This is a genomic window from Alpinimonas psychrophila (genome assembly GCF_014137865.1).
Classification (GTDB): Bacteria; Actinomycetota; Actinomycetes; order Actinomycetales; family Microbacteriaceae; genus Alpinimonas; species Alpinimonas psychrophila.
The window spans coordinates 1-22,339 of the sequence record NZ_JACGWU010000011.1 but is presented as its reverse complement, the minus strand read 5'-3'; the positions used below and the strand labels follow the sequence as shown (position 1 = coordinate 22,339).

Here is a 22,339-nt window from a genome sequence, read left to right as displayed (position 1 = left end):
GGTAAGTGCCTGACGTAACACCCATTCGCCGATGGGAATGATCATCCCAGTTTCTTCGGCGACCGGGATGAACTCGAGAGGCAAAATTAATCCGCGTTCTGGGTGGTCCCAGCGTACGAGCGCCTCGAAGCCAACGACGTCCTCGGTCCATATATCCACAACGGGCTGATAATAAACACGCAACTCACGGTTGTCTAAGGCACGCCTCAGTTGGGATTCAAGGTCGAGCCGACTCGAGGCCGTGCTGTGCATCTCCTGGCGGAACACTATCGCTCGGCCGCCGCCGTCATGTTTCGCATGGTACATCGCGGTATCCGCGTTGCGAAGCACGCAACCCGCGTCCTCGTCTCCGTTGGTGATGATGATGCCTACGCTCATGGTGGCAAACACTTCATGTCCACCAATAGGGAACGGTTCTTTACCCGAAGCCAATATTCGCTTAACCAACCGATCGACGCTCTCCACAGTCGTGTCCTCGCAGACGATCACGAATTCGTCGCCGCTAAATCGTGCCACCGTGTCAGTGGGCCTTACCATGGCTTGCAAACGCCTAGCTAACTGCACCAGCAGTTGGTCACCAGCTGAGTGCCCTAGCCCGTCATTGACCAACGTGAACTGATCGGTATCCAAAAAAAGCACGCCCACCTGGCGACCAGATTCTCTCGCGTTGGCGAGGGCGCGCTCGAGGGTCTCTCTCAGCAGTAATCGGTTGCCTAGGCCTGTCAGTGTGTCGTGGAAAAGTTGATAACTCAGAGACTCCTCGGCCTGCTTACGGGAGGTAATATCTTGCAGTTGCAGCAGCGAATATCTGTGCCCTCCGTCAACGATAGTCGCGGACGATATAATCTCTTGCGCCCAAATCACGCCACCATCCGGCCGCAAATACCGCCGTTCAACAGGAACCGTTACCGCCACACCGGATCGCGGATGAGCGGATGAGCGAGGTCCGCTCCTCGCGTCCTCCGGAGGGAAAAAGTCCCGGGCGCGCTTACCTAAAAGCTCATTCTCCGTGCGCCCGAAAATCTCGCACAAGGTCAGGTTAACTCGCTGAAACCGGCCGTCGAGATCGACCATTCCCATGCCAATCAGCGACATATCGAAACTGAGCTGGAAATTCGTCTCGGCTTCTCGGCGCTGCGTCTCAAACAGATGGTGATCGGTCACATGCGAGGTGGTATCGATATCCCGGACGATGTAGGAGATGCCATATTTTACCCCATCGGCATCGTAGACAAGTGACACGCTGAGGGAAATATCAATCGTTGCCCCGTTCTTCAGACGCCCCTTTGTCTCCACCATTTCCACCGTGCACCCAGAAGTAGACTCAGCTTCCGCGACCCCGTCACGTTCTGGCATGAGCACACCAATGCGCCGGCCGAGTAACTCTGCCCGGGAATAACCAAAGAGCAACTCTGCTAAGTCGTTGACCAAGACAATTTTGCGATCGGTGTTCGTGAGAATCATGGCAACCGACACGGATTTGAGAGACTCACTCTGTGCGTCTATCAACTGCTTGTGCGCCCCCAGCACATCAATCGTGTCTCAATGCGCACCATCAGTCACCACAAAAACTTTCTCGGAGCACCAACCTAGGTGCTCGCGAAAGAAATTTTACCATCACTCACTACGAAACCCTATGATGACGGTTATTTTCTGTCCGCATCCTCCTCCACGGAATTCAGGATTAATAGCTCATCCTGTAACTGTGGTTACCCGCGATGGCGAACATGACAAAGAAAATAATTATGAAGATGACGACCGCGATAACCTCTAGGTAGCCGATAATAAGTCCAGCTATGGCCAGGGCGCTGCCCTGTTCACCCGTCTTCCTAATCTGACTCAGCCCCAGGTGACCCGTAATGATTCCAACGATGCCCAAACCAATAATCGACGTGACCAGTGAGACAATAGCCAACATGTTGGTCTTGGCGCCGGCGGGAGGAACTACGTAGACCGGTTGTGCGGTGTTGTTTTCAGACATAGCATTTCTCCCATTGTGTGAACTAACGACTACTCCATGTACTGAGAATAATAGATTCTGCACGTGCTACAACAAAATCTTTTTCAGAGAATCTGAATCGTCGTGACGGGCAGCGTGGAGTCCGCCCCGAAGTCCATGCCCGACGGCTGTGCCCCCGCCATAATGAGCTCCGCGGCAAGCGCGGCAATCATGGCCCCGTTGTCGGTGCACAACGCGAGCGGTGGAACACGCAGCGTCACTCCAGCATCCGCACATTTTTGGCCTGCCAGTTCTCGAATACGAGCATTTGCCACGACACCACCACCAAGCAAGAGGCGGGGCACGTTGAAGTCGCTGCACGCAGCAATGGCCTTGGTGAGGAGCACGTCGGCTACGGCTTCGCGAAAACTTGCGGCAACATCGCCGAGGGGAATCTCTTCGCCGGCATCGCGACGAATTTCTACCCACCGCGCGACCGAAGTTTTAAGCCCAGAAAACGAGAAGTCGTAACGGTGGGCTGCCATGTCTTTGGGCTGGCTCAGACCCCGGGGAAAACGAATAGCGGTAGGCGAACCCGTAGCAGCGAGTCGATCAATGTGCGGACCTCCTGGATACGGCATGCCGAGCACACGAGCCACCTTGTCAAAAGCCTCCCCCGCAGCATCATCAATAGTTTCGCCAAGAAGCTCCACATCGGAGACAAGATCACGAACCAAAAGCAGCGAGGTGTGCCCCCCCGACACCAGGAGTGCAATCGTGGGGTACTCCAACGGCCCCTCCTCGCCCAACACATCTGCACCCACATGACCGACGAGATGGTTCACCGCAAAGAGAGGTTTGTCGAGAGAGATTGCGAGCGCTTTGGCTGCCGCAACCCCGACCATGAGTGCACCGGCAAGTCCCGGTCCGCAGGTGACCGCAACGGCATCCAGGTCACTGAGCCGGATGCCGGCCTCGGCGACCGCCTGGCGAATAGCGGGGGTGATAGCCTCCACATGTGCACGAGCAGCAACCTCGGGAACGACACCGCCATAGCGCGCATGCTCGTCCATCGACGAGGAAATGACGTTAGCAAGTAACTTCCGCCCGCGCACAATACCGATACCGGTTTCGTCACAGCTGGTCTCAATGCCGAGCACAAGGGGTGCCTCGCGATTCAGGATGTGCGTGGCGCGGCTCACGAGAGAACTTCCCGACCAACGCTGGGGCCGTGCTTTCGCTGCGATGTCTTTTCACGCCGCATCACAATCGCATCGATTCCCTCGGGCTGGTAGTAGTGAGGACGCACCGCAATTTCCTCAAATCCCAAGCTCTCATACAGCGCTCGTGCGACATCATTGTCGGCACGCACCTCAAGAAATAGCCGCTCGGCGAGGCGTTCCTCGGCGCGCTGCAACAACACCAGCATGAGCGCACGCCCCAACCCCAGCCCGCGTGCTTCGGTTGCAACGGCGATGGTTTGAATGTCGCCGTCACCTGAGCCGGAGGGACACAGGAGCCCCGCATAGCCCAAGAATTGGAAGGCCCCACCAGCCTCCTTACCGGACTCCACACGTGGCCGCTCGGCCACGATGTACAGGCAATTGGCGTCTTGCATGTCTCGGCGCATTGCATCTTCCGACCAGGCCTCTGCCCCAAAAACACTCGTTTCCAGCGCCATAATGGCAACCAGATCATCGGCGGTTGCCGGTCTCAACCGTGGCGTGCCACTCATTGCACGACCCGCTTTGGCCCCTTAGAGAGAGTGACATCCGGCGAGCGCAAATACAGCGCCCGAAATGTCCCAAAAGGCTCCCCTGCCGTCGCCATGCGTTCGGCGGTGATCGCCAAAGCGCCAGCCGATACCTCGGTCGCTTCCAGAATGAACGGGGTAAGACCCAGCACCTCGGCCGGAACTTCGGCCTGCTTTGCGAGGTTGGGGCCCGAAATGCGTTGGGGAAGCTCGTGCGCGTTCAGACCGGAATACGTGCTCCAATAGAGCTCGCGGCGGCGCGCATCCGTCACCACCGTTATCGGACCGCGCGCACCGCCCGCATAATGGGCGGTGGCAATCCCGTCGTGACTGACCATCGGCAGGAGGGTAATGTTGGCACCCACCGAAAACGCTTCGGCAGCGGCGATTCCCACACGGAGTCCTGTAAAGGGACCGGGCCCCATACCTGCGACGACGGCCGTCACATCAGTAGCCAAAATGTCAGCAGACGTCAGGCACTCAAGAATGAGGGCGCCCACAACTTCGGCGTGGCGCATAGTATCGATGACGCTGTGTTCAGCAAGAATGCGGCCATTCTCAACGAGCGCAACACTCGTGCCTGCGGAAGTATCGATAGCCAGAATCACGAAATCAAGACTACGCGCGCCAGCGAGGCCCGTGGCCCTCAATTGAGACGGTGCGGGGTTCAACAAGATCATCGTCGAGATCATTCTCAGAGCCGCCCTCGGGCCGAACAATGTGAACCTCCAGCCACGACTCGGTGACACCATCCAGCATGCCAGCACCCCACTCCACAACGACCACGGAGTGGGAGAAATCGATATCTAAGTCATCAAGTTCGAGCGCTGAGGCAAGACGGTAGGCGTCCACATGCACCAGTGGCGGGCCCTCCGTGAGGCTGGGATGCGTTCGGGCGAGAACGAAAGTGGGACTTGTCACCGGGCCGCGCACCCCCAACCCCTCGCCGATACCGCGCGTCAGTGTCGTTTTGCCCGCACCCAGCGGTCCGGTCAGTACAAGGACATCTCCCGCACGAAGAGAGTGACCAATCTCCTGCCCAAGTTCATTCATGTTTTCGGGTGTAGCGATCATGCGCGTGCCTAATGCCAATAGTGAGCTCACGAGTCAAGTCCCGTAAACCTGCGCGTCAGGCGACCGCCCATGCACGTCACTATTTCGTAGCTGATTGTCGCTGCTGCCTCTGCCCATTCTGTGACCGACGGATGCCCCTGCGCAGGATCACCAAATAGCACGACGTCATCACCGACAGCCGCCGGCACATCCCCCACATCCACCACAAATTGGTCCATGGCAACGCGCCCGGCGATGGTGAATTTCTGTCCGCCGATGAGCACGGGTCCTCGTCCCGAAGCCGCGCGCGGAATGCCCTCCCCGTACCCCAGGGGAACCAAAGCTAACGTCGTTTCACCGGAGGTCTTGTACGTGTAGCCATAACTCACTCCGGTTTCGCTCGAAACGCGCCGTGTGGCAATGACCTTGGTTCGAAGAGACATGACCGGAGTCAACCCGAGCTCGGCGGCGGTGCGGTGCTCAAAAGGCGAGATACCGTAGGCCAAAATTCCAACACGCACCATGTTGTACCGCAGCATCGGCAGAGTCATTGCGGCCACCGAAGCTGCAAGATGGATGAGTTGCGGGGCAAGACCCGCGGCCCGGGCACTGTTGATACCGCGGTCGAAGATCACCGCCTGTGCCAGATCATCCTCTTCACTCGTGTTGGAAAGATGGCTGAATATTCCCTCGACAAGAATCGTTCCCGACGCCTCCAGAGCAGCTGCCTCCGCGTAGAGCTGCGCCCACTCCGGTTCGCTTGCTCCGTTGCGGCTGAGACCCGTCTCAAGCTTAAGATGTACCCGAGCCACTAGGCCTGCCGCCGCACCCGCGTTGGCAACCGTGCGCAGCTGGGCGAGGGAAGAAATACCGAGCGTCACTCCTGCCGTCACCGCTTCAACAAACGTCTCATCTGGCGCATGAATCCAGGCAAGGATTGGCGCCGTGAGACCTGCTTCGCGGAGCGCAAGTGCCTCATCGATGTCCGCGACCCCCAACCACTGCGCTCCCCCGGCGAGCGCCGCCCTGGCGCTATGAATCATGCCGTGACCGTAGGCGTTTGCCTTGACCACGATCATCAGGTTCGGGATGCCAATGGCGTTTTTCAGTTGGGCGACATTGTTAGCGAGCGCGTCCAGATTGATGACAGCCTCGCGAAAAGGGGTGTGACTCATGCGGTGACTCCTTGGTCAACGGCGTGCGCACCTGCGTGAGAACCGACACGACCCTCCGCAACGACGAAAGCAACCGCCGCATTCCCATCATGGCTAATGGAGAGGTGAACAGATTCAATACCACGAGCTGCAACCATCACTCCGGCAGCACCCGTCAAAACGAATGAAGGCGCCCCCACGTCGTTGGTGATGACTTCGATATCGTGCCAGGTCATAGCTCCCGAACCGCCGAAGGCTTTGATCAAGGCCTCTTTGGCGGCGAAACGGCCCGCCAGCGAAGCAACTGCGTTCTCGCGCTCGCCCGGGGTGAAGAGGCGTTCGATCACCTTGGGGGTTCGTTCGATGGTTCGAATAAACCGTTGAAGGTCAACAATGTCGACGCCGACCCCAAGAATCATGACCGGCGCTACTCGACCGTGACCGACTTGGCCAGGTTACGGGGTTGGTCAACGTCGAGACCCTTTGCATCAGCAAGCTCCATGGCAAAAATCTGTAGAGGGATGACTGCCAAAATCGGCTCGAACATGGGGTCAGCTAGCGGAATGGTGATCACCTCGTCGGCGTAGGGGAGAACGGACGCATCCCCAAGTTCTGCGATAACAATGACGCGGGCGCCCCGGGCACGAATCTCCTGGATATTACTGACAACCTTGGAGTGAATGAGCGCGGAACCACGGGGGCTTGGCACCACCACGAACACAGGCTGACCGTGATCGATCAAAGCGATGGGACCGTGCTTGAGCTCTCCGGCGGCAAAGCCCTCGGCGTGAATGTAGGCCAACTCTTTGAGCTTGAGAGCGCCCTCCAAAGCGATGGGGTACCCCACGTTCCGCCCCAGGAAGAGCACTGCTTGCGAATCACTCATCCATTTGGCCAACTGCGCCACAGCGGGGCCGGTTTTCAGAACCTCAGTGACCTTAGCGGGAAGTTCCTGCAACTCGCGGGCGAGGCGGCGCAGCTCAGCATCCGCCAGCGTCGAACGAACTCTCCCGAGGTGCAATCCCACGAGGTACAAGGCAGTAATCTGCGCCACGAAGGCTTTAGTCGAGGCGACGGCCACTTCCGGTCCGGCGTGCGTGTAAACCACAGCGTCGGATTCCCGGGGAATGGTCGAACCCTGCGTGTTGCAAATGGAAAGTGTTCGCGCGCCCGCCTCACGAGCAAATTTGACGGCCATCAACGTATCCATGGTTTCGCCCGACTGGCTGATGGAGACCACAAGAGTTTCGGGAGTAATGACGGGATCTCGGTAACGGAACTCGTGGCTCAACTGAACCTCGACGGGGATCCGAGCCCACGCCTCAATGGCATAGGAGCCGACCATACCGGCATACGATGCGGTGCCACAGGCAATCAGAATGATGCGGTTGATTCCGCGCAAGACATCGTCGCCCAACTCACTGAGCTCCGGAACGTTCACGAGGCCATCAACGACGCGACCGCGCACGGTGTTGGCCACAGCATCCGGATTCTCCGTGATTTCCTTCGCCATGAAGGAGGACCAACCGCCCTTTTCCGATGCGGAAGCGTCCCACGCGATCTCATACTCTTCAAGCACAGCGGGGTTGCCATCGAAATCCGTGACGACCACAGCATTCGGCGTAATTTTAACGATCTGATCCTGCCCCACGGCAGCTGCACGGTGGGTGTGCTCGACAAACGCCGCGACATCTGAACCTAAGAAGTTTTCACCATCGCCCAAACCGATGACCAGGGGAGAATTGTGGCGGGCAGCAACAATCACTCCAGGCTCGTTCGTGTGAATCGCGAGTAACGTAAAGGCACCCTCGAGGCGGCTCGCTGCGAGCCGCATTGCCTCCTGCAGATCACCAACCTCGCGGTAAATTTCGCCCACCAAAACGGCAGCAACGGCCGTGTCTGTCTCGCTGGCAAACTCGTGCCCCTTCGCAAGAAGTTCGAGTTTGATGCTCGCAAAGTTTTCGATAATGCCGTTATGGATCAGCGCCAGTTGGCCACCGTCGGCGAGGTGAGGGTGCGCGTTTAGATCGGTGGGGCCACCGTGGGTTGCCCAGCGAGTGTGGCCGATACCCGTGTGGCCGTCAATGAGGGGATATTCTGCCAGGTTATCGAGCAAAGCCTGCAGCTTGCCAGCTTTCTTCGCTGTCTCAAGCTTGCCGCCATCGGTGATGATCGCGACTCCGGCGGAGTCGTAGCCGCGATACTCCTGACGCTTGAGGCCGCCCACGAGCACTGCCAACGTTTGCTGCTGACCGACGTATCCCACAATTCCGCACATAAGAGTTCCAGTTTAGGCCACGCTGCGCATCCATCTTTCGAGGGTCCTGCTCGCATACAAAATGCCGCGGATGCGGTGACATGGGGCAGAATGGCAAGGTGAAGCTGGAAAATACGGGCGCAATTGGCGTGCACAACTCTCCGTTCGTCGAAGTTTCTCGAAAAGACTGGGCCGAGCTCGCCCCTTCCACCCACCTTGACCTCGACGAAAAAGATCTTGTTGGTCTCCGAGGTTTGGGCGATCGCCTCGACATGCGTGAGGTCGATGACGTCTATATGCCGCTCAGCCGGCTTCTCTCCATTTACGCCTCCGGCACTCAACATTTACATCGCGCCACGAGCGACTTCCTCGGTGAACGCGCGGCCAGCACACCGTTCATCATCGGTGTCGCCGGATCGGTGGCTGTCGGTAAGTCCACCGTGGCGCGTCTCCTCAAATTTCTTCTCGCCAAGTGGGACGCCACTCCCCGAGTGGAACTGGTGACCACCGATGGTTTCCTCTACCCGAACCAAGAGTTAGATCGTCGCGGGCTTTTGGAGCGCAAGGGATTCCCCGAGTCCTACGACCGCCGGGCCCTGCTCCGATTCGTGAGCGAAGTGAAAAGCGGTGCGGCCGAAGTGCGTGCCCCCGTGTATTCCCACCTCAGCTACAACATCCTTCCGAACGAACATGTGATCGTCCACCAGCCCGATGTCCTCATCGTTGAAGGCCTCAACGTGCTACAACCCCCCGCCGTGGGCAACGGGTTGGCGGTGAGTGATCTCTTTGACTTCACCATTTACGTGGATGCCCGCACAAAAGATATCGCGGGTTGGTATCAGGACCGTTTCTTGCGTCTCCAACAAGGCGCTTTCAGCGACCCGAACTCCTACTTTCATCGCTACGCGAACCTCAGCCCCGAGGAAGCTCGGGATGTCGCCGGCGCAATTTGGGCACGCACGAATGGTCCCAACCTGGAGAAGAACATCAAACCGACCAGGTCGCGCGCCACTCTCGTTTTGCGCAAGGCAGCGGACCACTCGGTGAGCAGCGTGTTGCTCCGCAAAATCTAGAGTGCGAGTTGCTCGCGGACGGTTTCGGCCAGCACGTGGGCGTGATAATCGGCGGTGTCCTGATCGGCGGCTTCCACCATGACGCGAATCATTGGCTCGGTTCCTGAGGGACGCAAGAGGACGCGGCCGGTGTCACCGAGCGCTGTTTCCGCCAGAACGACAGCCGCCCCGATGAGCTCATTCGCCCCGAGACCGTGATGGTCGACGCCGCGAACGTTGATCAGAATCTGCGGAAACACCGTCATGACCGACGCGAGCTCCGCCATGCTCTTTTTGGTGCGCGCCATTTCTGCGACAAGGTGCAACCCCGTGAGAATTCCGTCGCCCGTGGTGGCATATTCGCTCATGATGACGTGACCGGATTGTTCCCCGCCTAAGGCCAGCCCCTCCGCGTTCAGTGCTTCCAGCACATAACGATCGCCGACGCGCGTTTCGATCATCCGGATGCCATTTTCGGCCATCGCCTTGCGCAACCCCAGGTTGCTCATCACCGTCGCCACAAGGGTGTCTTTAGTCAGGTGTCCACGTTCCTTCATGGCAATCGCGAGAATCGCCATGATCTGGTCACCATCAACGATCTTGCCCGCGGCGTCCACTGCGAGGCAGCGATCGGCGTCACCATCGTGAGCAATCCCCACATCCGCGCCATGTTCGAGCACTGCCGCGGCTAAAACATCGAGGTAGGTCGATCCAACGCCATCGTTGATGTTGAGACCGTCAGGATCGGCCCCGATGACGGTTACCTGTGCTCCAGCATCAGTGAAGACTTGAGGTGAAATTCCGGATGCTGCCCCGTGCGCACAGTCGAGAACGACGTGGATGCCGTCGAGACGGTTGGGGAGCGTTCCGAGCAGGTGTAAAACGTAGCGATCTTCGGCGTCAGCAAAGCGCCGAATGCGGCCGACATCGCCGCCGGTCGGCAAGAGACGTTCGATACCGAGATGTTCCTCGATGCGATCCTCGACCTCGTCGGGAAGTTTGGTGCCGCCCGTGGCAAAGAACTTGATGCCGTTATCGGGGGCAGGATTATGCGAAGCCGAAATCATCACACCGAAGTCGGCGTCGATGGCCCCCACGAGAAACGCTGCTGCGGGGGTCGGAATCACGCCGGCGTCGAGAACATCAATTCCCGAGCTCGCCAAGCCTGCGGCAAGAGCCGCCGACAGAAATTCGCCCGAGATCCGAGGATCACGAGCGATGACCGCCGTAGGGCGTTTTCCTGCGGCACGACGAGCTTCCGCCCGACGGCCGCGCGTCAAAACGACGGCGGCAGCCTGAGCGAGGCCCAAGGTCAGATCAGCCGTGAGTTCACGGTTGGCCAAACCTCGGACGCCGTCAGTACCAAATAAGCGTGCCATGGTTCGCGAGAGAAGCCGCGAAGCCGATTAGCGCTTCGAGAACTGCGAAGCCTTACGGGCCTTCTTGAGTCCAGCCTTCTTACGCTCCTTGACGCGAGGGTCGCGCATCAGGAAGCCGGCCTTCTTCAGGATGGCACGGTTGTTCTCTTCGTCAATCTGGTTGAGCGAACGAGCGATCCCCAGACGCAATGCGCCAGCCTGACCCGAGGGGCCACCACCGGTGATGCGAGCAATAACGTCGTAGCTGCCAATCAGGTCAAGAGCCGTAAACGGGTCGTTGATGAGCTGCTGGTGAAGCTTGTTGGGGAAGTAGTCCGAAAGCTCACGGCCGTTGACCGTAATGGTTCCTGCACCGGGCATGATGCGCACGCGGGCAATCGCCTGCTTGCGACGACCGACTGCGGCACCGGGAACAGTGAGCACGGGACGGGGAGCCTTGACGACCTCGACCGCGGGGGTCTCGGTCGAGTATTCGCCAGCCTCAACTACGGCTTCGGACTCGGGGGTTTCTTCGATCTGGTCTGCGATTTTCGCCACGATTACTTAATCCTTTTTTCTAAATCTTTAAGAAGCGCTATTGAGCGACCTGGTCGAGGGTGTACACGGTGGGCTGCTGCGCCTGGTGAGGGTGCTCGGCGCCGCGGTAAACCTTAAGCTTGCGGAACTGGTCACGGCCAAGAGAAGTCTTGGGGAGCATGCCACGGATGGCCTTCTCCACAGCGCGCTCAGGGTTCTTCTCCAGGAGATCGGTGTAGGTCACAGCCGACAGGCCTCCGGGGTAACCAGAGTGGCGGTACGCCTTCTTCTGTGCTGCCTTGTTTCCGGTCAGCACAACCTTCTCAGCGTTGACGATGATGACGAAGTCACCCATGTCCATGTGAGGGGTAAAAGTTGCCTTGTTCTTGCCGCGAAGAACAACGGCAGCGTGGCTTGCGAGGCGGCCAAGTACAACGTCAGTGGCGTCAATGATGACCCAGTTGCGCTTTACTTCACTTGCCTTGGGCGAATAGGTACGAGTCACAGTAGTACTGCTTTCTTGTCGAAATGAGTGGTCGTGAATCCCGCTCAGTCGTGGGTTCTTTATCTGAGAACACAACAGTCGAGGGCTCAACTTCGGCGGTCGTTCCCGAAAAGAAACGGCACCAAGGGTCTAGATTACGCTACTTCTTCGCCGTCGGTCAATTCGCGGCGTCTACGGGTCAGCTCAGCGCGCGATCCCATCTCGCCCATTGGTGGGTAGAGAACCTCCGTGAGTGTCAGTCCATGGGCTGGCATCACCGTGAATTCACTCGTTCGCAGCGCCTCGTCCCGCACGACAACGAGATCTTCCGGGCTCAATCGCCCCTCCCCGACAGCCACCGTGGCGCCAATGAGGGCCCGCACCATCGAATGGCAAAAAGCATCTGCCTGCAGAGTCGCGATAAGAGCGCCGGCCGAGGTTCGTTGCCACGTAAATATCTGCAGTTCCCGGATGGTGGTGGCTCCGGGCCTCAGCCGACAAAAAGCTCCGAAATCACGCAGCCCGACGAGAGCGCCGGCGGCGGCGTTCATGGCATCCGACTCAAGTCTTCCGTGAAAACGCACCGTGTTATGGCGCTCCAGAGGATTCACGGATTCGACCCGGTCAAAGATTCGGTATTCATATCGACGAGCTACCGGCGAGAAGCGTGCGTCGAATCCCGGTACGGCCACGTCAAACGCCCGCACCACCACATCGGAGTTAAACCCAAGGGCTCCGTTGAGGCGCCGAAGGACCACTATTGGCGTCATAGCGCCCTGCCGTGCGCCCACACCCGCACCCGCACCCAGGTCTACAGCGTCGGCCGGGAGGTCGACGTGGACCACTTGCCCCGTCGCATGCACGCCGGCATCCGTTCGGCCCGCAACCACGAGACGCGGAGCGACGGGCATTCGGAAAATCATCGCCAATGTGGTCATGAGAGTATCCTCGACGGACCGAAGCCCGGGCTGCATCGCCCAACCCGCAAAGTCGGTTCCGTCATACGAGATGTCTATGCGAAAGCGAACGGTTCCTACCCGTGCTGCGGCCGCCGCTGCCGAGCGAAGCCCTGCCGTCTCGCTCACGTTCTGATTCACGCTCTCCAGTTTAGATTGACCCGTTCAGTGAAAAACAAAAACCCCAGGCATCCGCAATGGATACCCGGGGTTCTCGTGTAAAAAAGTCTTACTTGGCTTCTTCTTCTGCAGCAGCATCCGAAGCGGCCTCAGCAGGTGCGTCAACAACAGCCTCAGCCTCAGCCTCAGGAGCGTCAGCCACGACAGCGTCGGCAGAAACGACGACGGGCGAGCCCTCTTCGATCATGTCAGCTGTGTCGGCAGCAATCTCTGCCTCAACGACAGCGGCCTTGGGAGCTTCTTGTTTGACGGCCTTGGCGCTCTTGTTGGAAGGCTTCTTGGCAACGGGATCAAGCACGAGTTCGATCTGCACCATGGACGCGTTGTCGCCCTTGCGGAAGCCGAGCTTCGTGATGCGGGTGTAGCCGCCCTCACGCTCAGCAACCAGAGGAGCGATCTCGGTGAAGACCTCGTGAGTGGCATCCTTGTTGCGAAGAATGGCCAAAACGCGACGACGAGCGTGAAGGTCTCCACGCTTGGCGAACGTGATGAGACGTTCAGCAACGGGACGAAGGCGCTTGGCCTTAGTCTCGGTGGTCTTGATGGACTTGTGCATGAAGAGGGCAACCGCAAGGTTGGCCAGCATCAGGCGTTCGTGGGCCGGACCGCCGCCGAGGCGGGGACCCTTAGTAGGTGTAGGCATTGTTCTCTATCTCCAGATTCAAAAGAATAAAAGCATCTCGCAAGCGAGCGCTGTTAGATGTTCTCGTCTTCGTCGAAGCCGCCGTAGAAGTGCGCGCCATCGAATCCGGGAACGGAGTCCTTGAGCGACAGACCCATTTCGATGAGCTTGTCGCGAACCTCATCCACTGACTTCTGACCGAAGTTGCGGATGTTCATCAGCTGAGTTTCCGACAGGGCAACGAGTTCGCTGACCGTGTTGATTCCCTCACGCTTAAGGCAGTTGTACGAACGAACCGAGAGGTCAAGGTCTTCGATCGGAATCGAAAGCTCGGAACTCAAAACAGCGTCGACCGGAGCCGGGCCAATTTCGATACCTTCTGCAGCGGTGTTCAACTCGCGAGCCAAACCAAAGAGCTCGGTCAGCGTGCGTCCGGCCGAAGCCATGGCGTCGCGAGGCGTGATGGCCTGCTTGGTCTCAACATCGACGACGAGACGATCGAAGTCGGTGCGCTCACCGGCACGAGTTGCCTCGACACGGTAGGTGACCTTGAGCACGGGCGAGTAAATCGAGTCGACAGGAATCTGACCGGCTTCGCTGTACTCGCTACGGTTCTGGCTCCCTGAAACGTAGCCGCGGCCACGCTCAATGGTGAGTTCAAGTTCGAACTTTGCCTTGTCGTTCAACGTGGCGATAACCAGCTCAGGGTTGTGGATTTCGACGCCTGCGGGGGCAGAAATGTCGGCAGCCGTAATCTGGCCGGCTCCCTGCTTACGCAGGTACGCCGTGATGGGCTCGTCGTGCTCGCTCGAAACAACCAGTGTCTTGATGTTCAGGATGATCTCCGTGACATCTTCTTTCACACCGGGAATGGTCGAGAACTCGTGCAGAACACCATCGAGGCGGATGCTGGTAACAGCAGCGCCAGGAATGGAGGACAACAACGTGCGACGAAGCGAGTTACCAAGGGTGTAACCAAAACCTGGTTCCAACGGTTCGATGATGAACCGTGAGCGGTACTCAGAGATGTTCTCTTCGGAAAGCGTGGGGCGCTGTGCAATAAGCACTATGTATTCCTTTCGGCTAAGTGTCCGCTATATGACACTTGCGTGAGCGGTGTGTTGAGTTATGAACGGGTGGAGCATTACACGCCAGGCCTTTCGACCCAGCATCTAATGAAAACTAAACGCGACGACGCTTGGACGGACGGCAACCGTTGTGAGCCTGAGGCGTCACATCGTTGATCGAACCGACCTCGAGGCCAGCGGCCTGAAGTGAACGGATTGCGGTTTCGCGTCCGGAGCCGGGGCCCTTGACGAAAACATCAACCTTTTTCATTCCGTGTTCCTGCGCCTGGCGGGCGGCCGACTCGGCTGCCAACTGTGCGGCGTAGGGGGTCGATTTGCGTGAACCCTTAAAGCCAACGCCACCTGAGGATGCCCAGCTGATGACGGCTCCGGTCGTGTCGGTAATCGACACGATCGTGTTGTTGAAGGTTGACTTGATGTGAGCCTGGCCCACAGCAATGTTCTTCTTGTCTTTTTTACGCGGCTTGCGAACTGCCGACTTTGGTGCTGCCATGATTTCTCCTAAAACCTACGAGTAGGGTCGCTGTCCGAGGACTAGCGAGCCTTCTTCTTGCCGGCGACAGTGCGCTTGGGGCCCTTGCGGGTACGGGCGTTGGTCTTCGTGCGCTGACCGTGAACGGGAAGTCCCTTACGGTGGCGAAGACCTTGGTAGCTTCCGATTTCAACCTTGCGGCGGATGTCAGCCTGGACTTCACGGCGAAGGTCACCCTCGACGCGAAATTCCTTCTCGATGTAGTCACGGAGCGCGATGAGCTGGTCATCGGTGAGATCCTTGACGCGGATGTCTCCGCTGATTTCAGTGTCGGCGAGGGTTTTAAGGGCCCTCGTGCGGCCAACACCGTAGATGTATGTCAGTGCAACTTCCACGCGCTTATCGCGGGGAATGTCAACTCCGGCAAGACGTGCCATGGTGGCTTCTCCTGTAATTGAAGTGGAGGTCTGGAGGAGTTCCGGTGCCTGGGCCTCCAACCCAAGGTGTCCCCCGCTATTGAGGCGGGATCCTGGAACTTCTCAGTGCTTTTTTGGTGCTGCGGTTCTTTATAGAGCCGCTACCCGGCTGTGATCTTTCGATCGCGAGCTGGGAAGTTTTTGTGGAGAATTAACCCTGACGCTGCTTGTGGCGGGGGTTCTCGCAAATAACCATGACGTTTCCGTTACGGCGGATGACCTTGCACTTGTCACAGATTTTCTTAACGCTGGGCTTAACTTTCATGATGTTCTTCCTTATTCGCTGTCTTCGTGCGAGCGCGTTTCGCGCAAGCCGTTACTTTCCAGCAACCGTTATTTGTAGCGGTAAACGATTCGTCCACGCGTGAGGTCATAGGGGCTCAGCTCTACAATGACCCGGTCCTCGGGGAGGATTCGGATGTAGTGCTGGCGCATCTTGCCCGAAATGTGGGCAAGCACCTTGTGACCATTGGTCAACTCCACGCGGAACATGGCGTTGGGCAACGCTTCGGTGATCGAGCCTTCAATCTCGATTACGCCATCTTTCTTGGCCATAAACTCTCTGTCGCTTCATTGTGGTTACTGGTCTTGCGGATGCAAAACAGTGTCGTTGACACGCCAAAGAGGCGGCCTTAGGCACCAAGGGTCGAGTCTATGCGATATTTGAGCCAATTACCAACCGAGCGGCGAGCCGGATGCCCAATTCACGGCAACAGTGAGTTACTCCCCGGCAGCCGTGTTGCATTTCTAGGCGAAAGGGGTGGGCGTGATGCCGTGAGCCGCCAACTTCGCGGCACCGCCATCCTCTGCCGTCAACACCCAGATTCCGTCGCGATGAATGGCAACGGTGTGCTCCCACTGTGATGCGCTTCCACCGTCTACGGTGGAAACCGTCCAGCCGTCGGCCAGAATCTTTGTTTCCGGGCTTCCCATCACGACCATCGGTTCAATCGCCACAACGAGTCCGGGCTTTACCTCGGGGCCCTTCTGGCGAACGCGATAGTTAAACACAGGCGGATCTTCGTGCATGTCTCGGCCGATGCCGTGACCGATGTAGTCCGTAAGAATTCCATAGGTGTGGCCGAGCCGTTCACCTTCATCCTCGACAAAGCCTTCAATGGCCTCGCCCACCTCGTTGAGGTATTTGGCTCGCGCCAAACGGGCGATTCCAGTCCACAATGCCGCCTCCGTGACGCGGGAAAGCTGTTCACGCTCGGCAACGACGTCAGGGCGGCTGGGATCCGGGACAACAAGAGTGATGGCGGAATCTCCATTCCATCCGTCAAAAATCGCGCCGGAGTCGACGGACAAAATATCGCCCGGCTGAAGGATCCGCTCGCCGGGAATTCCGTGAACGACCTCATCATTAATGGAGGTGCAGACCGTGTGATGGTATCCCGGAACGAGCTTGAAGTTCGGCTTGCCACCGAGAGCAATGATGGCAGCCTCTGCGGCCGCATCCACTTCAGTGGTTGTCGCGCCAGCTACGGCCACGCGTCGTGCTGCGGCCAGGGAGGCTGCCGTCATCAAGCCTGGCTTGACCATCAGTAGCAGCTGTGCTGGATTTTTGTAGATACTTGAACGAAAAGCCATAAAGAAATTAGGCGGCTGGAGCCGCTATGCCCTTTGTCGCGAGGGCGCTGACGATGCGTGATGTCACGTCGTCAACAGCGCCGAGCCCATCCACCGTGACGACCCAATTGCGCGCCGCGTACAAGGCAATCAGTGGTGCGGTCTGCTCTTCATAGAGGGCAAGGCGGTGACGGATGACGGTTTCGGTGTCGTCCGCTCGGCCTTCAACGCCGGCACGATTGAGTAGTCGCGAGACGACCTCATCTGTGTCGGCAGTGATGAGAACAACAACACTAAGCGCTGTTCCGTGGGCCGTCAGCATGCGGTCAAGTTCGTGAACCTGATCCGTTGTACGTGGGTACCCGTCGAGAAGGAAGCCAGCTTTGGCGTCGCTCTCCGAAAGGCGGCTCTCGACAACCGCGTTGGTGAGCGAATCGGGCACATACTCTCCCGCGGCCATGATGGCTTTGACCTGAAGACCTAGTTCGGTCTCGTTCGCAACATTGGAGCGAAAGATATCACCCGTGGAAATGGCAGGGATCTTGTACGTCGACGCCAGAATAACAGCCTGCGTACCTTTTCCTGCCCCGGGTGGGCCGATCAAAAGCAGGCGCGTTCCTGAAATCAACGTAAGAGCCCCTCGTAGTGCCGCTGCTGCAGCTGTGAATCAATCTGCTTCACAGTCTCCAGCCCAACACCCACAATAATCAAAATAGAGGTTCCGCCAAACGGGAATGACGAGTTGGCGCCAACAAAGGCCAGGGCGATGAGAGGCAACAATGCGACGAAACCAAGGTAAATCGATCCTGGCAAGGTGATGCGCGTCAAAACGTAATCCAAGTATTCAGCCGTGGGACGTCCTGCGCGGATACCCGGGATAAACCCACCGTACTTCTTCATGTTGTCGGCCACCTCTTCGGGGTTGAAGGTGATGGCAACGTAGAAGTACGTGAACCCCACGATGAGGGCGAAGAACAAGAGCATGTAGAGGGGGTGATCGCCCTTGGTCAGGTAGTTCGTAACCCAGACAACCCAGCCGGCCGGTGCTTGACCAGCAGCGGGTTGGTTGAACTGAGCAATAAGCGCCGGCAAGTACAGAAGCGACGAGGCGAAGATAACAGGAACGACACCGGCCATGTTGACTTTGATCGGGATGTATGTGTTGTTCCCACCATACGTTCGCCTACCGACGACGCGTTTGGCGTACTGCACCGGGATGCGTCTCTGCGATTGTTCAACGAAGACGACCAGAGCAACAACGAGGAGCCCGAGGGCAAGAACCAAAATAAGGACGTTGATTCCCTGCGCCAAGTAAAGCGACTCGAGCGACCGGGGGAAACCTGCAGCAATGGACGTGAAGATCAGGAGCGACATTCCGTTACCGATGCCGCGCTCCGTGATGAGCTCCGCCATCCACATGATCAGGCCGGTTCCAGCCGTCATCGTTATGACCATGAGAAGGATCGCGTACCAAGCATCGTTGGTGAGTAACTGAGTACACGCCGGCGTGTTGTTGGTGCCGAAGAGCGCCCCGCTGCGGGCAACCGTTATCAAGGTTGTGGACTGCAGAACACCAAGAGCGATGGTGAGGTAGCGGGTGTACTGCGTCAGCTTCGACTGCCCCGCTTGGCCTTCCTTGTGAAGGGCCTCAAAGTGGGGAATGACCACGCGCAGAAGTTGCACAATGATCGACGCGGTGATGTAGGGCATGATGCCCAACGCAAAGACCGAGAGTTGTAGGAGAGCCCCACCAGAGAAGAGGTTGACGAGCTCGTACAAGCCAGAAGTGTTCTGATTGGCGGCTAGACAGGCCTGCACGTTGCCGAAGTCGACAAACGGAGCGGGGATAAAAGATCCCAAGCGAAAAAGGGCAATGATGCCAAGCGTAAAGCCGATCTTGCGTCGCAAGTCGGGGGTGCGGAAAATGCGCACTACGGCACTAATCACGTAAGACTCCTGTTAACCGGGGTGTAACGGTTACTGGCCCCCTTTTCAGGGAGCCAGTAACGCTACGTTTATGCGGAACCAGCCAGTCGGCTACTTAATTGAGCCGCCTGCGGCAACGATCTTTTGCTCTGCTGAGCTCGAGACCTTATCAACCGCAATGTTCAGCTTAACGGCAATGTCGCCGTCTCCGAGAACCTTGACTTTTTCATTCTTACGAACGGCACCCTTGGCAACGAGGTCGCTGATCGTGACGTCTCCACCATTGGGGTACAGCTCAGAGAGCTTCTCAAGGTTTACGACCTGATATTCAACGCGGAACGGGTTCTTGAATCCGCGAAGCTTTGGGGTACGCATGTGCAGAGGCATCTGCCCGCCCTCAAAGCCAATACGAACGGAGTACCGAGCTTTGGTTCCCTTGGTACCACGGCCAGCCGTCTTACCCTTCGAACCTTCACCACGGCCCACACGAGTTCGTTCCTTCTTCGCACCCGGCGCGGGGCGAAGGTGATGAACTTTCAGCTGGTGCTCCTTAGGAGCGCCATCCGATTCAACCTTGGGTGCAGCCTTGGCAGCGGGTGCCTTGGCAGCGGGTGCCTTGGCAACAGCAGGAGCCTTCTCGGCGGCCGGAGCCTTAGCCGCAGGAGCCTTAGCGGAAGCCGGAGCTTTCGCGGCCGGAGCCTTAGCGGAAGCCGGAGCTTTCGCGGTCGGAGTCTTAGCCGCAGGAGCCTTAGCCGCAGGAGCCTTTTTTGCGGGAGCCTTTACGGCCTCCTCATTGTTTTCAGCCATTAGTCAATCTCCTCGACCTTCACAAGGTGCGCTACCGTGCGAACGTATCCACGGTTGACGAGGCTGTCTTCCTTGACGACGATGTCGCCAATTCTCTTCAGCCCCAAGCTACGAAGCGTGTCGCGCTGGTTCTGCTTCTCGCTAATGATCGATTTGATCTGGGTTACTTTCAAACGTGCAGCCATTAGGCACCTGCCTTTGCAGCTTCAGCTTCAGCTTCGGCGCGCAAGAGACGAGCGGGGGCAACCTGCTCGAGCTCAAGGCCACGACGTGCGGCAACCGCACGAGGTTCTTCGAGCTGCTTCAGGGCCGCAACCGTCGCATGAACGATGTTGATTGTGTTCGAGGAACCGAGCGACTTGCTAAGCACGTCGTGGATTCCGGCACACTCGAGTACGGCACGCACTGGGCCACCGGCGATAACACCGGTACCCGCAGCAGCCGGACGAAGAAGGACAACGCCGGCAGCAGCCTCGCCCTGAACCGGGTGAGGAATGGTGCTCCCGACACGAGGTACGCGGAAGAAATTCTTCTTCGCTTCTTCTACACCCTTTGAGATGGCGAGAGGGACCTCTTTTGCCTTGCCATAACCGACGCCGACGAGACCATTTCCATCACCAACGACGACGAGTGCGGTGAAGCTAAAGCGACGACCACCCTTGACCACCTTGGAGACGCGGTTGATCGTGACGACGCGCTCGAGGAACTGGCTCTTCTCCGCATCGCGATCGCGGTTGCGGTCCTTGTTGGGGTTACGCTCGCGACCTCCGCGGCGGGCCTCACGAGGCTCGCTTGCGGTGTCAGCAGAGACGACAGCGGTCTCTACAGCAGCTGCATCAGCAGTCACCTCTTGCTCCTTAATATTCTCGCTCACAGTGTCAATCCACCTTCTCGAGCTCCATCGGCGATCGCGGCAACGCGACCGGCGTACTTGTTTCCACCGCGGTCAAACACGACAGCTTCGATACCAGCCTTCTTGGCGCGCTCAGCAACAAGTTCGCCGACCTTGCGGGCCTTAGCGGTCTTGTCACCAGCAAAGCCACGTAGCTCTGTTTCGAGAGTCGACGCGGACACCAAGGTGTGACCCTGGGCGTCGTCGACCAACTGAACGAACACGTGACGTGCCGATCGCGTGACGACGAGACGGGGACGTGCCAAAGTTCCTTCGATCTTCTTGCGAAGACGTGCGTGCCTGCGGTCGCGGGCAGCGGACTTGCTCTTACCTTTAATTCCGAGCGCCATGGCTACTTACCACTCTTTCCGGCCTTGCGGCGAACGATCTCGCCGGCGTAGCGAACACCCTTGCCCTTATAGGGCTCAGGCTTGCGCAACTTACGAATGTTGGCGGCAACTTCACCGACGGCTTGCTTGTCGATTCCGAGAACAACGAGCTTGTTGTTGCCTTCAACTGTGAAGCTGATTCCCTTGGGAGGATCAACCGTGATGGAGTGTGAGAAGCCAAGAGCGAACTCAAGTGAGTCACCCTTCGCAGCGACACGGTAACCCGTGCCCACAATCTCGAGGCCCTTGGAGTAGCCCTGTGTAACGCCGACGATCTGGTTCGCAATAAGGGTGCGAGTCAGTCCGTGAAGTGAACGAGAAAGACGCTCTTCGTCGGGACGCGTCACGACAACCTGGTTCTCTTCGATCACGGCGACGATGGGTGCTTTAACGGTGAGAACAAGCTCACCCTTAGGGCCCTTGGTGGTGACAACCTGTCCATCAATGGACACGGTTACACCGCCTGGGATGTCAATAGGAAGACGGCCAATACGTGACATTTTTGATTACCACACGTAGGCGAGGACTTCCCCACCTACACCTTTCTTCGCAGCCTGACGGTCTGTCAAGAGACCTGAGGAGGTGGACAAAATGGCAACACCCAAACCGCCGAGGACGGTGGGGATTTCGGTCGACTTTGCGTAAACGCGCAAACCAGGCTTCGAAACACGCTTGATGCCGACAATCGACCTCTCGCGGTTTGGGCCAAACTTGAGGCTCAGCGTGAGGGTCTTACCAACGCGAGCGTCGGTCTCCTCGAAGCTTGCAATGAAACCCTCGCGCTTGAGGATTTCGGCGATGCCTGTCTTGAGCTTGCTCTGCGGCATGGACACGGTGTCGTGGTGCGCTGAGTTCGCATTGCGCAGTCTGGTCAGCATGTCTGCGACCGGATCTGTCATTGTCATCTGGTTCTTCTTTCGTTCACCAGGTTTCGATCATCCGTTACACGAATGCCGACCTGTGGTGGGTTATTTGGCGGAATCCGCCGTCTGGAATGGGAATCCCAGGTGCTTGAGCAGGGCGCGACCAGCGTCGTCACTCCGGGCAGTAGTCACAACAGTGATGTCCATACCGCGGGGGCGATCGATCTTGTCCTGGTTGATCTCGTGGAACATTGACTGCTCGTTGAGACCAAAGGTGTAGTTACCGTTTCCATCGAACTGACGTGGCGAAAGGCCACGGAAGTCACGGATACGGGGAAGTGCGAGCGACAGGAGCCGATCGAGGAATTCCCACATGCGGTCGCCACGAAGTGTCACGTGGGCGCCAATGGGCTGTCCCTCGCGAAGCTTGAACTGAGCAATCGACTTGCGAGCCTTCGTGATCTGAGGCTTCTGACCCGTGATCAACGTAAGGTCGGCAACTGCGAATC

The 22,339-nt window shown here is 58.1% G+C and carries 30 protein-coding genes; 1 reads left to right on the top strand and 29 read right to left on the bottom strand.

Going from position 1 to position 22,339, the window contains the following annotated elements:
* The 9 genes from FB555_RS10760 to glmS form a co-directional block, all read right to left on the bottom strand.
* Positions 1–1,476: sensor domain-containing protein (locus FB555_RS10760; RefSeq protein ID WP_343046465.1), on the bottom strand; the 1,476-nt coding region annotated here is incomplete at its 3' end.
* Positions 1,477–1,684: 208 nt separating this feature from the next.
* Positions 1,685–1,981 carry a DUF4190 domain-containing protein gene (locus FB555_RS10755; RefSeq protein ID WP_182485353.1) on the bottom strand — a complete coding sequence of 99 codons (297 nt, stop codon included), beginning with the start codon at positions 1,979–1,981 and terminating at the stop codon, positions 1,685–1,687.
* A gap of 83 nt (positions 1,982–2,064) precedes the next feature.
* Complete coding sequence (gene tsaD, locus FB555_RS10750) at positions 2,065–3,141, bottom strand: tRNA (adenosine(37)-N6)-threonylcarbamoyltransferase complex transferase subunit TsaD (RefSeq protein ID WP_343046456.1); 1,077 nt, start codon at positions 3,139–3,141, stop codon at positions 2,065–2,067.
* Positions 3,138–3,674 (bottom strand): ribosomal protein S18-alanine N-acetyltransferase, encoded by a 537-nt coding sequence (gene rimI, locus FB555_RS10745; protein ID WP_182485352.1) that lies wholly within the window; start codon positions 3,672–3,674, stop codon positions 3,138–3,140. The genes tsaD and rimI overlap by 4 nt, the downstream gene beginning before the upstream one ends.
* Positions 3,671–4,372 carry a tRNA (adenosine(37)-N6)-threonylcarbamoyltransferase complex dimerization subunit type 1 TsaB gene (tsaB, locus tag FB555_RS10740; RefSeq protein WP_220475962.1) on the bottom strand — a complete coding sequence of 234 codons (702 nt, stop codon included), beginning with the start codon at positions 4,370–4,372 and terminating at the stop codon, positions 3,671–3,673. Before tsaB ends, rimI begins: the two co-directional genes overlap by 4 nt.
* Entirely contained in the window at positions 4,311–4,766 is a 456-nt protein-coding gene (gene tsaE / locus FB555_RS10735; protein ID WP_220475981.1) for a tRNA (adenosine(37)-N6)-threonylcarbamoyltransferase complex ATPase subunit type 1 TsaE, read from the bottom strand. The genes tsaB and tsaE overlap by 62 nt, the downstream gene beginning before the upstream one ends.
* A gap of 26 nt (positions 4,767–4,792) precedes the next feature.
* Positions 4,793–5,920: an alanine racemase gene (gene alr / locus FB555_RS10730; RefSeq protein WP_182485476.1), complete on the bottom strand. Its 1,128-nt coding sequence runs from the start codon at positions 5,918–5,920 to the stop codon at positions 4,793–4,795.
* Entirely contained in the window at positions 5,917–6,318 is a 402-nt protein-coding gene (locus FB555_RS10725; RefSeq protein ID WP_182485475.1) for a holo-ACP synthase, read from the bottom strand. Before FB555_RS10725 ends, alr begins: the two co-directional genes overlap by 4 nt.
* Positions 6,319–6,326: 8 nt before the next feature.
* On the bottom strand, positions 6,327–8,177 hold the full coding sequence (gene glmS, locus FB555_RS10720; protein WP_182485474.1) for a glutamine--fructose-6-phosphate transaminase (isomerizing): 1,851 nt from the start codon (positions 8,175–8,177) through the stop codon (positions 6,327–6,329).
* A gap of 80 nt (positions 8,178–8,257) precedes the next feature.
* Between glmS and coaA the strand changes: the two genes are divergently transcribed.
* On the top strand, positions 8,258–9,229 hold the full coding sequence (coaA, locus tag FB555_RS10715; RefSeq protein WP_182485473.1) for a type I pantothenate kinase: 972 nt from the start codon (positions 8,258–8,260) through the stop codon (positions 9,227–9,229).
* Here coaA and glmM read toward each other — a convergent pair.
* The 20 genes from glmM to rplE form a co-directional block, all read right to left on the bottom strand.
* On the bottom strand, positions 9,226–10,587 hold the full coding sequence (glmM, locus tag FB555_RS10710; protein WP_182485472.1) for a phosphoglucosamine mutase: 1,362 nt from the start codon (positions 10,585–10,587) through the stop codon (positions 9,226–9,228). The genes coaA and glmM overlap by 4 nt on opposite strands.
* 27 nt (positions 10,588–10,614) lie before the next feature.
* A complete protein-coding gene (rpsI, locus tag FB555_RS10705) occupies positions 10,615–11,124 on the bottom strand; it encodes a 30S ribosomal protein S9 (protein ID WP_182485471.1) in 510 nt (169 codons plus the stop codon).
* Between the two features lie 37 nt (positions 11,125–11,161).
* Positions 11,162–11,608, bottom strand: a complete 447-nt coding sequence (rplM, locus tag FB555_RS10700) for a 50S ribosomal protein L13 (RefSeq protein ID WP_182485470.1) — start codon at positions 11,606–11,608, stop codon at positions 11,162–11,164.
* A gap of 134 nt (positions 11,609–11,742) precedes the next feature.
* On the bottom strand, positions 11,743–12,672 hold the full coding sequence (locus FB555_RS10695; protein ID WP_182485469.1) for a tRNA pseudouridine synthase A: 930 nt from the start codon (positions 12,670–12,672) through the stop codon (positions 11,743–11,745).
* A gap of 100 nt (positions 12,673–12,772) precedes the next feature.
* Positions 12,773–13,366, bottom strand: a complete 594-nt coding sequence (gene rplQ / locus FB555_RS10690) for a 50S ribosomal protein L17 (RefSeq protein ID WP_182485468.1) — start codon at positions 13,364–13,366, stop codon at positions 12,773–12,775.
* 53 nt (positions 13,367–13,419) lie between these two features.
* Complete coding sequence (locus FB555_RS10685; protein WP_182485467.1) at positions 13,420–14,412, bottom strand: DNA-directed RNA polymerase subunit alpha; 993 nt, start codon at positions 14,410–14,412, stop codon at positions 13,420–13,422.
* 115 nt (positions 14,413–14,527) lie between these two features.
* The gene (gene rpsK, locus FB555_RS10680; protein WP_182485466.1) at positions 14,528–14,926 is read right to left on the bottom strand and encodes a 30S ribosomal protein S11; all 399 of its coding nucleotides are present in this window, start codon (positions 14,924–14,926) and stop codon (positions 14,528–14,530) included.
* 41 nt (positions 14,927–14,967) lie between these two features.
* Positions 14,968–15,342 (bottom strand): 30S ribosomal protein S13, encoded by a 375-nt coding sequence (gene rpsM / locus FB555_RS10675; protein ID WP_182485465.1) that lies wholly within the window; start codon positions 15,340–15,342, stop codon positions 14,968–14,970.
* Between the two features lie 190 nt (positions 15,343–15,532).
* A complete protein-coding gene (rpmJ, locus tag FB555_RS10670; RefSeq protein WP_035834639.1) occupies positions 15,533–15,646 on the bottom strand; it encodes a 50S ribosomal protein L36 in 114 nt (37 codons plus the stop codon).
* A 68-nt stretch (positions 15,647–15,714) separates the two neighbouring features.
* Positions 15,715–15,936: a translation initiation factor IF-1 gene (gene infA, locus FB555_RS10665; RefSeq protein ID WP_182485464.1), complete on the bottom strand. Its 222-nt coding sequence runs from the start codon at positions 15,934–15,936 to the stop codon at positions 15,715–15,717.
* Between the two features lie 192 nt (positions 15,937–16,128).
* On the bottom strand, positions 16,129–16,974 hold the full coding sequence (gene map, locus FB555_RS10660; RefSeq protein WP_182485463.1) for a type I methionyl aminopeptidase: 846 nt from the start codon (positions 16,972–16,974) through the stop codon (positions 16,129–16,131).
* A gap of 7 nt (positions 16,975–16,981) precedes the next feature.
* Positions 16,982–17,581: an adenylate kinase gene (locus FB555_RS10655; protein ID WP_246323736.1), complete on the bottom strand. Its 600-nt coding sequence runs from the start codon at positions 17,579–17,581 to the stop codon at positions 16,982–16,984.
* The gene (gene secY, locus FB555_RS10650) at positions 17,578–18,900 is read right to left on the bottom strand and encodes a preprotein translocase subunit SecY (RefSeq protein ID WP_182485462.1); all 1,323 of its coding nucleotides are present in this window, start codon (positions 18,898–18,900) and stop codon (positions 17,578–17,580) included. The genes FB555_RS10655 and secY overlap by 4 nt, the downstream gene beginning before the upstream one ends.
* Positions 18,901–18,990: 90 nt before the next feature.
* Entirely contained in the window at positions 18,991–19,686 is a 696-nt protein-coding gene (rplO, locus tag FB555_RS10895; protein ID WP_220475980.1) for a 50S ribosomal protein L15, read from the bottom strand.
* The gene (gene rpmD / locus FB555_RS10640) at positions 19,686–19,871 is read right to left on the bottom strand and encodes a 50S ribosomal protein L30 (RefSeq protein ID WP_182485461.1); all 186 of its coding nucleotides are present in this window, start codon (positions 19,869–19,871) and stop codon (positions 19,686–19,688) included. Before rpmD ends, rplO begins: the two co-directional genes overlap by 1 nt.
* The gene (gene rpsE / locus FB555_RS10635) at positions 19,871–20,560 is read right to left on the bottom strand and encodes a 30S ribosomal protein S5 (RefSeq protein WP_182485460.1); all 690 of its coding nucleotides are present in this window, start codon (positions 20,558–20,560) and stop codon (positions 19,871–19,873) included. The genes rpmD and rpsE overlap by 1 nt, the downstream gene beginning before the upstream one ends.
* A complete protein-coding gene (gene rplR / locus FB555_RS10630) occupies positions 20,557–20,928 on the bottom strand; it encodes a 50S ribosomal protein L18 (protein ID WP_182485459.1) in 372 nt (123 codons plus the stop codon). Before rplR ends, rpsE begins: the two co-directional genes overlap by 4 nt.
* A gap of 2 nt (positions 20,929–20,930) precedes the next feature.
* Positions 20,931–21,467, bottom strand: a complete 537-nt coding sequence (gene rplF / locus FB555_RS10625; protein ID WP_182485458.1) for a 50S ribosomal protein L6 — start codon at positions 21,465–21,467, stop codon at positions 20,931–20,933.
* A 6-nt stretch (positions 21,468–21,473) separates the two neighbouring features.
* The gene (rpsH, locus tag FB555_RS10620; RefSeq protein ID WP_182485251.1) at positions 21,474–21,872 is read right to left on the bottom strand and encodes a 30S ribosomal protein S8; all 399 of its coding nucleotides are present in this window, start codon (positions 21,870–21,872) and stop codon (positions 21,474–21,476) included.
* Between the two features lie 63 nt (positions 21,873–21,935).
* A partial coding sequence (rplE, locus tag FB555_RS10615; RefSeq protein WP_182485457.1) for a 50S ribosomal protein L5 occupies positions 21,936–22,339 on the bottom strand: 404 nt, incomplete at its 5' end.